The following is a 12,598-nucleotide window of genomic DNA, read 5'->3' on the forward strand; positions in this document are numbered from 1 at the left end:
CTATCTGCTAAACTGAGGATCTGAATTCCCCAGCGCTGACGCCCGTATAGTTTTTGAACCGTTTATAGAACCAATCCAACTCTCCGAAACCAACCTCTTGGGCAATTTCATATACTTTTTTATCCGTGAAGAGTAACAATTCTTTGGCTCTCTCCATACGTAGCTGCAAGATATATTCATTAAAAGAAACATTCGCATTTGCTTTAAACAGCTTCCCTAAATAATGCGGGTTCATATAGACCTGCTGTGCGACGCTTCGCAAGCTAATTTGTGTATGAAACTGTTCCTTAACCAGTCTTTTTACGGTATCAAACACTTTATTCGGCTGTTGACCTTTCATACGATGTAAGAGCTCTAGGACAGCCATACACTTGTCTGCAATGAATTGGTAGAGATCATCACTTGTTTTACTCCGCATGACAAGCTCGTAATCGCCTAGCTTATCATCGAACAGGAGCGTTTGGTTTGCTCCGGCATCTTTGACGACATGAGAGAGCTGAAGAAGAATCTCTAACACATTTACTTTAATAGCGTTTGCTGACAAGAGGCCAGATTTGAACACTTCTTTCAATTGCACAAGAGCTTGTTGCACCTGAGTCGACTGTAAAGTTTTAATAGCTTCTATCACATTAACTTCCATGGAATGACGCAAATGAGGTTGATCCGTATCTTCTATGGGTTTGGCAGGACTGCTTAAAATCGTATTGTGCCCGCTCAGAAACTTCCCATCTAATGCTGATTCAGCGGATGTAAAGGACTCTGCTACTCGTTCCCAAGTCGTTACGAGTTGACCAACACCGATACTGACTGTTTCTTTGGCAAATTGTTGGATAGACGCGCCAAGCTTTTCCGCCAACGAAGTTGGGTTAGCCTCACCCGGCTGGCTTTCCTCAGAATGAAGGATTAACAGCGTATATCGTTCCTCCGACTCTTCAAAAACAAAGCCAGCATCACCGCAGATTTCTTCCATGATGTTGCGTATTGCGAACCGTTTCAGTTCCATCTCTCGGTCAGTCAAGTAGGTATGAAGCGAATGGATGAAATCCATCTCTACTAACAAGCAGCAGCTAGAATGCCATTGTTCAGGAATACCCAACAGCTTCGTCTGCTCTTCGAATTCCAGTCTCTTCACTTGGCCATGTACCCACCGTTTGAAGAATTGATCCCTCAGAGCTGATACACCTAAATTCAATTGTTTACTCGTCTTGTATTTGAGATCTAAATTATCTTTAACCTTGTTCAAGACAGCAACTAGATCATCTTCATCCACTGGCTTTAACAAGTAATCCTGAACGCCAAGCTTCAAACCTTGTCTGGCGTACTCAAAGTCATCATAGCCTGTGAGAATAACCACGGCGGCATCAGAAAACTTTCGCAGCTCTTGAATAAACGGCAATCCGCCCATAACCGGCATGCGAATATCCGTAATGACGAGCGAATAGTAATGGGCCTTCATCATTTCTAGCGCTTGCTGGCCATCTTCGGCTTCCCCTTTGATCTCATATCCGTATAACTGCCAATCGAGTAAATACGTTAAGGATGCGCGAGCAATCGGCTCATCTTCGACAATTAATACATCATACATCGGTATCACCTCTTTGGAATGGCTGCTCTGGAATGATCATGGTTACCTTGGTTCCCTGGCCCTCTTCACTTTCAATAAGCAATCCATACGCTTCCCCATACAAATCCCGCAATCGCCGGTGAACATTCTGTAAGCCGATATGTGCATCACGCGAAAGCGTACCATCTTCTTGCAACCATCGATGGATTTCGTCTAATCGCTGGGCTGATATGCCCAAACCATCATCTCTAACTGTCAGATGTATATTACTCTGAATGATTTCGCCTTTAATCCATAGCTGGGAGCTAGCTTTTTTGAGCTCAATCCCGTGCGTAATCGCATTCTCTACGAGTGGCTGCAAGCATAGCTTCGGAATCATCATCCCCATCATTTCATCAGGTATTTGAATATCAAACACAAATTTATCCACATAGCGATAGGATTGCAGCTGTAAATATATTTCAATAAACTCAATTTCCTCGGTTAATCGGATCGATTGTCCGCCACTCTTGAGCATCATCCGAAACGACTTCGCAAGCATTCCTACAACCTGCGCATTCTCTCGATCACCTGCAATCAATAGCTTACCGCGAATTGTATTTAAAATATTAAATAGAAAATGCGGCTTTATCTGCGCCTGCAAGGCATACAGCTCAACTTCTTTCGTGCGAAGCGCCTGTTCCTGACGATCAATTTCCGATTGGTAACGTTCATTGACGAGTTGGCCTAATCGCTTGACCATTACGTTAAAGATTTGACCGAGCTGGGCCACCTCATCTTTCCCTTTGACATCAATGAAGCTTTGAAAATTATCTTTGTGAACGCGTCTCATCTTGGTAGACAACTCTGTGAATCTACGCGTTAGTCCAAGGGAAAAAGCGAATATTAATGCAGCCGAAATCACGCAGGCCATTATAAAAAGCCCGAAGGATAACGATTTCAGTTGATCGATTTTCGGCATGAGTTCTGTAACAGGAATAAGTGTAATAACCTTCATCCCTTTGACTACATTACGGGTATTCAGCGTTTGATAAAGAACTTCATAAGTCTCTTTGCCATCTTTATATTGAAGTTTGCCCTCAGCCGACGCTTGAATTTGTTTAGCAAAAGAAAGTTCATTTAGATGTGTTATCGGGTTCGTAGTTGAACTATCAATGAGAACAACACCATCTGGCATCGTGAAAATAAATCGTTTCCCTTTACTTTCTTCGTGAATGAGCTCATTTAATACACTTACATTAACTTCAATCGATACGACGATCGGCGAATTCGGATCCTGTTTATTCAATCTTTTGCGTAGGCTGAAAACGCGTTCCTTAGGGAATTCATTCATATAAGAAGCCGTCCAATAGGCACCAAATGGACTTTGGATAACAGCCTTATACCAATCGCTCGACTTCATATCGTTATCAATCAAATGAAAGTTAGCAAATACAAACGAAGGATTATCTGTATAAATGATGAGATGGGACACATTTTGTGTAATCTTCATCGCTGAATCCAAGGGCTCATAATTCGCAAAATATTCATCATACGCATCCCGTAAATCTGGAAAATGCTTCATAAGCATGGCTTGTAAGGACGTATTTAAATACAACGTATTGGCAATATCCTCGTAAGAGCCTAATTTATGATCCAGGTTAACTCGGACTTGTGACAGTGACAGGTTGGCATTTTCAATAATATTGTCAAATACGAGATCACTGCTGCGTTTGACAAGTACATACGTAAGGGAACCCAGGAGAACCAGCATGATAAGTAAATGCGTTAGGATAAGCTTGGTGCGAATTTTCATGTCTCTGATCCCCTCGACGTATCTCAATTAGGTCGGTATTCCCACCTTCTATGATAATTCGATATGGCACCGCCTTCCCCTTTAACTCATAGGAAACTCCCTATCTCAGAGCAAGATAAGGAGTATTCCATCGTTTGATCCTACGTTTATTATTTTCCTAACTTCTTCTGATAGCCCGCATTAAAATCAGCCCATAATTTCGTGAAATCAGCTTCATATGCAGCTAATCCATCTTTGGCAATCGTATCTTTCATTAGCTGCCAGTTCGTTTCAAACTCCGCCGCATCTTTGGACATGACAACTTTTGGAACTAACTTACGCCAATCTCCACTGATTTTTTGTTGTGGTACTTTCGTGCTATCTGGCGGAGTAAGCTGCCATAAATAACCTGGCACTTTCTCAACAGGTGGCAGGAAGTCAGCCCATACTTTCTTCCCGTATTTAGCTAACACTTCCTTCGTCATCGCATCATAGTTGGCAACAACGGAATCTCTTGTAACTGGCGTCGCGTAGTCGCCATCTCCTAGCTTCGTACCATTGCCAAGTGAGAACCAATCTCCTGCAGTACCGCTGCTGACACTCTTCAGTCCTGATTTATACGCATAGTCAGGATCCGCTGCCACTTTGGCGATTTTGTCCTTCGTTTCTTGACGTTTGCCGTTAACTACTTCATAATCTGAACCCTCAATGCCCCAATGTGTCAAAATTTGCCCTTCATCCGAGAACAGATAATCGATGAATTGAATGATACGCTCAGGGTTTTTAGCATTTTTGGTAATTACCCACTGACCAGTACCGCCGCCTGTTGGTGTAATGGTATTATTATGATCCACCGTTCCTTCTTTGAAATAAACTGGAATATGTGCGTAAGCGCGTTCAGGTTTACCCGCAGCTCGCAGCGATTTCTCTGTATCGCCAACCACCCATGACGGTGCAAATGCAGCCAGTACGCGACCTTGCGCCATTTTAGCTCGCATGCCATCCATGTTCAATGAGAATGTTTCCTTATCCAACAGACCATTCGTGTACAATTTATTCAGAAATTGATCATACGTTTTGGCATCATCCGAAAGCGGATTATACGTCACCTTACCGTCAGCAGCAATACGGAAGTTCCCATGATCTGGTAAGCCAGCAGCGAAGGTGATGGGGTTGTTGAATTGTGCATCCATAATCCAATCGGCCATTGCCGCTGAATAGCCAATCGTCTCTTTCCCATCAATTTTTGGATGATTTTTTACATACGTACTGATGATGTCATACAGCTGATCTAATGTTTTAATTGTCGGATAGCCTGCTTCTTTCAACACATCATATTGAATGATAAAGTTCGGAGATGCATCGGGTGAAGCTTCTTTGTTCAGGAGCACACTGGATATCGAATCGATTTTGCCATCCTCAGACTTCAAAAGATTATAATACTCGCCATACTTCGCTTTGATATTTGGGCCATATTTATCAATTAAATCGTTTAATGGAATAATAGCGCCAGCATCTTTGTATTTCTTGATATGCACAGGGTCCAAAGGAATAATATCCGGATAATCTCCGCCAGCCAACCAAATGTCCCACTTCTGTTTCTCATCGCCTACGATTAAATCATATTTTAGTGAAACGCCTGTTTTCTCCGTAAGCTTCTTACTAACTGGGTTATCCCATGAGATCTTGTTGTCCGCTGTACTCATGGAGAAGGTAACTGGGGTTACATTCGGTTTCTGTGTGGCTGCGGCAGTTGCCGCTGCTGTGCTTTCCGCTGTTGTGGCCTTGGGCGTTGCGGTTTCTATATCCGTATTGGAAGACGTGCAACCAGTGAATGTAATTGCAGCCATACAACTCACGGTAAGTAATAGGAAATGGCGGGCACTTTTCTTTTTAATCATAGGACACCCTCTCACTTTAAATTGGTTAACTATCTGGGGAATGTCATTTCCGTCTGATATTTTATTTGTGTTGCTCCCTGTTATTCTTTAATCGCAGCGATGGTTATTCCTTTAACGAAATACTTTTGCAGGAAGGGATACACGAATAGGATTGGTAAAGTGACAACAATGGTTAACGCTGCACGAATCGATTGCGGACTCAGTTTCGCTACGTTATCAGCCCCCATCTGTGCGTTTGTCGTCGCTGACTGTGAAACCGATTGCAATAATACCTTCATGAGTTCATATTGTAAAAGACTTAACCCCTGATTTCGGCTCGTGTATAAGTAATTATCAAACCAAGAGTTCCAATGCTGCACCCCAATGAACAGTGTAATCGTTGCAATGACAGGTAAGCTGATCGGAATAATAACAAGGAATAATGTTTGAAATTCATTAGCCCCGTCGATTCGCGTAGATTCCACAACCCCCTCCGGCAGTTGCTCGAAATAGCTTCGCATAATGATAACATTATAGACACTTACAAGAATTGGCAGAATGTACACCCAGAAGTGATTCATTAAACCCAAATTCTTAATCAGCAAATAGGTTGGAATCAATCCGCCATTCACATACAAAGTGATGATGAAGAATACGTTAAAGGATTTGCGGAAGATGAATTCCTTACGACTAAGAGCGAAAGCGATCATCGCCGTACAAACCACGCCTAATACGGTGCCAACTATCGTCCTCGTTATGGAGATAACGACAGCCAAGTATAAATTTTTGTTACTGAAGACGTATTCGTAATTAAAAGTTGAGAACTTTCGCGGAAACCAAGTCACGCCTCCCTTTATCAAGTCCAATGGTTCATTAAAGGAAATCGCCAGCAGATGAATAAAAGGGAAAATCGTACAGAATCCAAGAGCTGCTAGAAATACATAATTGCATACCGAGAAGACATAATCACTGAAAGCACGTTGCCGAAGCATGAACAACCTCCTTACAAATCAACAACTTGCACCATTTTTTTCTAAAACAACCGACTACCCTCCGTCTTCCTCGCCAGAAAGTTTACCGATACGACCAGAATAATGGCGACGACCGATTTGAACATACTAATGGCAACACCATAGGAGAAATCGCCAATTTCCGTTGAATAGCGTAGTGCATATAAATCAAGGACCTCTGAACGGTCGATGACCACCGGATTACCGAGCAAGTATTGAGCTTCAAACCCACCTTGAATCGTCCAGCCAAGGGAGATGATCAGCAATAGGAATGCTGTAGGCATAATGCCAGGCAGGGATACATATCTCATTTTCTGAAAACGAGTAGCCCCATCGACATCTGCAGCCTCATAATGCTCCGGGTTCAAGCTCGCAAGCACCGCTAAGTAGATAATTGTGCTCCACCCTAACTCCTTCCACAGGTTGGCTGCGGTTTGAATGTACCAGAACAGTCCCTCGTTCGCCATAAAATAAATCGGCGAATCGATGATCCCAAGCTTCATCAGAAACGTATTAACCATACCGCTATCTGGTGATAAAAAGGTCAGCATAATGTTTGCAATGACAACCCACGAAACAAAGTGTGGGATGTACGTAATTGTTTGGATCGTCCGCTTGAATGCGGTTACACGAACTTCATTTAATAACAAGGCCAGGGTGATAGCTCCAACGAAACCTGTCAGCAAATTCATGATGGCCATGACCATTGTGTTTCGAAGTACATAATAAAATTCCTTGTCCTGAAAGAGTTGTTTGAAATTGTCCAACCCTACGAACGGACTGTGCCAAACCCCTAACCCCAGCTTATACTTCTGAAACGCCATGATCCAACCCCAGAGCGGACCATAAGCAAAGATCAAGGCCCAGATAATGAAGGGCACTGTCATGATTAATAAATATCTCTGCAAATACAGCGTGCGGCCTAACGATCTCCGATGACTCCGATTGGATCCCACTGTTGACTGCGGCTTTGTCATGATTTTCCCCATTGCGACCTCCTTCCTTACTTCTTCATTATGCGCCCAGACAGCAAAGCCAACAACCTTACAAACCTCAGATGACGACCCTAGAAATGAGAGTAGTTACTCTTTTATGTGGCTCAACGCTAGTCTAATTATTGTAAAAAAAGCCGCCCGAATTGATCGGACGACTTTCTGTGAATCGGTGTTATCTCGACAATGACTCTTCACGTACCGAACGAATCGCTAGAGGCACCGCAAATGCCACTAAAGTTGCAATCAAACCATATACAAACATGCCATGAATCCCTGTATAGAACACATCTGCTTTCGTCACAATCGACCCCATCACGGTTACACTGACTGCTGTACCGATATTTCGCGCGAACAGCTGTAGTGAGGTTGAAATCCCCTTTTGATGTGCTTCTACTAACTGTTGAGCACCGATTGTTGATACCGTAAACAGCAGTCCAAACGAAAGTCCTAACATCGTAAGTGCGCTGAATATGTATCCAAATGAGGTCCCTTCTTCAATTAAGAAAAGCAATACCGCGGTTACGACAAGTAACGCGTTCCCCGCTAGCAGTAACGGCTTGTAGCCAAAACGTATCACCCATTTCCCGCTAGGGACGGCAACAGCCATCCACCCGATGGATGTACCCAGTAATGCAATACCGCTGATGAACAGAGAGTGCCCTTGATTCTGCAGAAATAAGGGAATGAAACTGGACGTTCCGAAAAGCGCCGCACAGCTCAGAAAAGAGCCGCCTATCATCAAGGCCACAGGCCGATTTCGCATTAGCGTCAGTGGAACGAGCGGGGCAGCATGCCCTTTTTCATACAGGAAGAAAACAACTAGCAGCAAAACACCAACGCCTCCATACACATAGGTGTAGGAATCGACCACCGTTATGAGTAATAAAGACGATATCCCCGCAGCAAACAAGAGTGCGCCCCAATAGTCAATGACGGCTTTCTTCGGTTGATATACTTCTTTGTATGGCAGCAGAGCTAATAAGGCGATGATACAAATCGGGACGTTTACGAAGAAAATCCAGCGCCAATTCAAATAAGTTACAAAAAATGTGCCTAATGTAGGTGCTAAAATCGCGGATAACCCCCACATGCCCGTGAAAAATGCTTGCACCTTGCCACGTTGCTCCACCGGGTAAATATCGCCGGCAATTATGGATGGGAATGGCATCATCACCCCTGCACCAATCCCTTGAATCGCTCTGAAAATAATGAGCTGCACCATGCTGTCTGCTAACCCGCAGAGAACTGAGCCCCCAAGAAATAAGACAATACCCGCTGCATAAATGCGCTTGCGCCCAAATAAATCCGATAATCGTCCTGCCAAAGGAGCAAGAACGGTAGAGAGCACCATGTAGGAGGTAAACGCCCAAGCATAAAGGCTGTTTCCACCAATGTCATTCACAATGATCGGCATGGTTGTATTTGCAATTGTCGTATCCATAGACGCGACTAACATGGCCAGTACGATACTGACCATCACGGTAGTTCGATTACGCATGATTTTTCCTCCCAAAGCTAACTTTGACACGTCTACCCATTGTACCTGATTCCAGATTCGAAGAATAGCATGATATTTACTTGAATTACGGGACGAGCTTGGAAAATTTATCTTTACAAATCATAGACACGGGACTAAAATTAATCCAATGTGTTTAGTGGGTAATGAAAAGAGGACATGACAACATGACTTTGAGTATTATTCTAATGGGTGTAATTGTAGGGTTTCTGGTCGGAATGACAGGTGTTGGCGGTGCTTCCTTGCTGACTCCCATCTTAATTTTAATTGGCATTCACCCTTCCATTGCTGTAGGAACAGACCTTCTTTATAATTCTATTACGAAATTGTTCGGAACTATCCAACATTGGCGGCAGAAAACAATTGACTTTAAACTGGTCAAAATGCTTGCCCTAGGCAGTCTTCCTGGGGTTATACTCGCTGTCGTGTTCCTGAAGGTGTTCGACTCTTTCTTCGACAATCAAGAAGTCATTATCAAGCATGCACTTGGTTATGTATTAATTCTTGTAGCCTTCGCAACGTTGTTTAAGGTGTTTTTCGGACACCGTCTGAAAGAAAATCGCTGGCAGCTGAAATCGCTCGAAGAGAAACGCTGGCTCACGATTACGATTGGTGCGGTTCTTGGCTTTATTGTTGGTCTTACGTCTATTGGCTCTGGATCCTTATATGCTATTGCTATGCTTTACTTTTTCCGAATGATCCCTGCTCAGCTCGTAGGGACAGATATCGCGCATGCCTTTCTACTCGCCTCAACTGCAGGAATTCTACATGCTAGCTTGGGAAATGTGAATTATACGCTCGTCTTTAATCTACTCATCGGCTCGATTCCTGGCGTACTTCTCGGAAGTATGCTTGCAACGAAAGCACCTACTAACGTGCTTCGTACGATTATTGCCAGCTTAGTATTAATTAGTGGATTAAAACTAATCTAACTTTGAAAGCAGAGCCTTGAGCTCTGCTTTTTTTATTTTACTTAGTTTCCCGGGAAATAACCGTCTAAGAAGTGCCTATTTTTCGATAAAAATAGCCTCATACCTACATCGTGATCCTTGACTCTCTCATACCCTGTGAAGAACAACATGTGATCATAAAGGAGCGCTACTGCACATGCAGCGACTAATGTGTAAAGGGAAGATACATCGTGCGACTGTGACGGAAGCCGATTTGGATTATGTAGGCAGTATTACCATTGATGGATTACTGATGCGCAAAGCGAATATTTACCCTTATGAAATGGTGCAAGTTACTAGTCTGCGAAATGCAACACGTTGGAAAACTTATGCGATTCCTGCACCAGAAGGATGCGGCAAGATCGGTTTAAATGGTCCTCCGGCCCACCTTTTCTCTCCAGGAGACCTTGTAATCATACTCAGCATGGGGCTTATGAACGAAGAAGAAATTCGCTCACTCAAGCCACAGGTTGTCTTCGTTGATGAGCATAACCAACTTCTTCAAGTAGAGGAACATGATCTAGTTATTCAAAGGCAAGAAGAGAAAGCGTATGAGTAAGAGTAATCTTTCCACAAGTAAATGGACGAAATATAAGCTGCTGCGCAAGTCCAAAAAACTTCAAGCTGCGCTGCCAGAAACGGATTGGTTGAGTGTGAGCAGTTTCTGGCGCATGCTGCCCAAATATGGGCAACTCATCTTAAAACCAACTGGCAGCTATGGCGGAAGTGGCGTTCTTCAGGTCAAAACCTCCGGTAACTCTTCTTATGAGGTCCAAGATGGCGCAAAACACCGAACATATCAGGATCCAGAAGATCTGAATGCTTTTATTAAGAAAAAAGCAAAGAAAAACTACATCGTGCAACAACGCATCCATCTAGCAACCAAGAATGGGCGTCCCTTTGATTTGAGAGTGATGGTTCAGAGGCATAGCAAATCCCCCTGGCAAGTGACAGGCATGTTGGCGAAAGTGGCGGGTAAAGGCTATATTATCACTAATATTCGCAGAAGCGGAGGCCGTGTTGTTACAGTAGAGAGTGCGCTCCGCGGCTCTGAGCTTAGGGACATGCCGACATCCGAGCTGCTTGCGGAGCTGCATAGCGTTGCCCTCCGATCAGCCGAGCAGTTAGGTCCATCCTATCGCTGGGTCAAAACAATGGGCATTGATATGGCCTTTGATAAACAAGGGCATGTATGGATAATCGAAGTAAACTTCGCCCCGATGCTCGAATTATTTTTGAAGCTGCCTACAAAAACTGCCTTTCACAAAATTAAATCATTTCATGTTCGCAGGAAACAGCCATGACTGATCCTGCTAGAGACGCTGAGGAGGCCCACAAATGAAACAATGGGAGCTGCAATGCTCACGATGTTCTGCAAGGCTGCCCTTCCGCTATCAAGACATGAAATGCGCATGCGGCGGCACTTTATTGGTTGACTATGATCTCGAACACGTTGCGAAAACTTTTACGAAAGCTTCTCTACAGCTCCGTTATCCCTCCATGTGGCGATATCGTGAGCTGCTTCCCATACAGGATCAGGCCAGTATCATCTCCTTAGGTGAAGGCTGGACGCCACTATTGCGTATGCCAATTTGGGAGAGCAAGCTATCACTCAAACGTCTGTGGATCAAACGAGAGGAACAAAATCCAACAGGCAGCTTTAAATCGCGCGGATTTTCAGTAGCTGTGTCTTTATTAAAAGAAGCTGGGGCAACAAAAGCTGCTGTTCCCTCCAACGGGAATGCTGCAGGCGCTTTAGCCGCATATGCAGGAAGAGCTGGTATTCAAGCTTTTGTGTTCATCCCCATGGACTGTCCTTCACTCATTGTGGATGAGTGCCCTTTGTACGGGGCAACGACAGTGCTGGTCGATGGGTTTATTCATGATGCAGCCGCAATTATCGAGTCTGGCCGCAAGGAGCAAGGTTGGGTGAATGTTGGGACTTTGAAAGAGCCTGGCCGAGTTGAGGGTAAAAAAACGATGGGGCTTGAGCTTGCCGAGCAGTTGGGATGGACATTCCCCGATGTGATTATCTATCCCACAGGCGGCGGTTCGGGCATTATCGGCATGTGGAAGTCCTTTTTGGAATTGAAGAAACTCGGCTTTATCGATGGCGATATGCCTAGATTCGTCTGTGTGCAAGAGGTAGGCTGCCAGCCCATTGTCGATGGTCTAGGGCAACCGTTGGCAGTGACGCCAACGCATGTCAGTGATACTTCGTTGACGCCGGAGCAGCACAAAATCATCCCCAATCCTACAGGAATGCGCGTACCGAATCCACCGGATTTGGAGTTGCTGCTGTCGATTGTGAAACAGAGTGGCGGAACCGCTATCGCGGTTTCCAAAGAGCAAATTGCCCAAGCCACGCAAAGCTTAGGGGCAGAGGGCATTTCCTCTTCCCCCGAGGGCGCAGCGACCTGGGCAGCAATGCTACTCCTTTGTGACACAGGGTGGCTTCGCTCCACAGATTCCGTGGTATTGTTCAATACTTCCCATGCGATGAAATATGCGAAGTTGGGTGCCAGTGCAGCGATTCCGATTATTAAGACGTATGAGGAGTTTATGGTATATCGGAACATCTGAATTGATAACTGCAACGGTGATTGGTGCGTGGCTGAGACGGCTTCTTTCGACGGCTCATTATGGTCTGGGAGCTGTCGCGCTACCGAGACTGCAATTATTAACCTCTCAGCTGCGCGTTTCGTCGTTTAGACTAGTTTGTTTAACTGAGACGGCTTCTTTCGACCTCTCAGAGTGTACTTAGTGCTGATGCACAGCTGAGACTGCTATTATCGACGTCTCAGTTGCGCGTTTCGGCGTTTAAACTAGTTTGTTTAGCTGAGACGGCTTCTTTCGACGGCTCAGAGTAAACTTGGTGCTGATGCGCTTCCGAGACTGCTATTATCGAC

General features: G+C 44.5%; 10 protein-coding genes. 4 read left to right on the top strand and 6 right to left on the bottom strand.

The features are described from left to right. Positions 1-7: 7 nt before the first annotated feature. The 6 genes from AC58QM_RS06555 to AC58QM_RS06580 form a co-directional block, all read right to left on the bottom strand. Positions 8-1,585 carry a response regulator gene (locus AC58QM_RS06555; RefSeq protein WP_497282364.1) on the bottom strand — a complete coding sequence of 526 codons (1,578 nt, stop codon included), beginning with the start codon at positions 1,583-1,585 and terminating at the stop codon, positions 8-10. Next, positions 1,578-3,359, bottom strand: a complete 1,782-nt coding sequence (locus AC58QM_RS06560) for a sensor histidine kinase (RefSeq protein WP_497282366.1) — start codon at positions 3,357-3,359, stop codon at positions 1,578-1,580. Before AC58QM_RS06560 ends, AC58QM_RS06555 begins: the two co-directional genes overlap by 8 nt. Positions 3,360-3,508: 149 nt before the next feature. Next, positions 3,509-5,239 carry an extracellular solute-binding protein gene (locus AC58QM_RS06565; RefSeq protein ID WP_497282368.1) on the bottom strand — a complete coding sequence of 577 codons (1,731 nt, stop codon included), beginning with the start codon at positions 5,237-5,239 and terminating at the stop codon, positions 3,509-3,511. An 80-nt stretch (positions 5,240-5,319) separates the two neighbouring features. Next, positions 5,320-6,210 (bottom strand): carbohydrate ABC transporter permease, encoded by an 891-nt coding sequence (locus tag AC58QM_RS06570; RefSeq protein ID WP_497282370.1) that lies wholly within the window; start codon positions 6,208-6,210, stop codon positions 5,320-5,322. 41 nt (positions 6,211-6,251) lie between these two features. Beyond that, entirely contained in the window at positions 6,252-7,217 is a 966-nt protein-coding gene (locus tag AC58QM_RS06575; protein WP_497282372.1) for an ABC transporter permease, read from the bottom strand. Between the two features lie 178 nt (positions 7,218-7,395). Next, complete coding sequence (locus AC58QM_RS06580; protein WP_497282374.1) at positions 7,396-8,721, bottom strand: MFS transporter; 1,326 nt, start codon at positions 8,719-8,721, stop codon at positions 7,396-7,398. A gap of 185 nt (positions 8,722-8,906) precedes the next feature. Here AC58QM_RS06580 and AC58QM_RS06585 point away from each other — a divergent pair, with 185 nt between their 5' ends. The 4 genes from AC58QM_RS06585 (at position 8,907) to AC58QM_RS06600 (ending at position 12,272) form a co-directional block, all read left to right on the top strand. After that, on the top strand, positions 8,907-9,671 hold the full coding sequence (locus AC58QM_RS06585) for a sulfite exporter TauE/SafE family protein (protein ID WP_497282375.1): 765 nt from the start codon (positions 8,907-8,909) through the stop codon (positions 9,669-9,671). A 175-nt stretch (positions 9,672-9,846) separates the two neighbouring features. Next, positions 9,847-10,248 (top strand): aspartate 1-decarboxylase, encoded by a 402-nt coding sequence (gene panD, locus AC58QM_RS06590; protein WP_310223154.1) that lies wholly within the window; start codon positions 9,847-9,849, stop codon positions 10,246-10,248. Continuing rightward, complete coding sequence (locus AC58QM_RS06595; RefSeq protein WP_497282377.1) at positions 10,241-10,993, top strand: YheC/YheD family protein; 753 nt, start codon at positions 10,241-10,243, stop codon at positions 10,991-10,993. Before panD ends, AC58QM_RS06595 begins: the two co-directional genes overlap by 8 nt. Positions 10,994-11,027: 34 nt before the next feature. After that, on the top strand, positions 11,028-12,272 hold the full coding sequence (locus AC58QM_RS06600; RefSeq protein WP_497282379.1) for a threonine synthase: 1,245 nt from the start codon (positions 11,028-11,030) through the stop codon (positions 12,270-12,272). The last annotated feature ends 326 nt before the right edge of the window (positions 12,273-12,598 follow it).

It is taken from the genome of Paenibacillus sp. J22P165 (genome assembly GCF_059692015.1).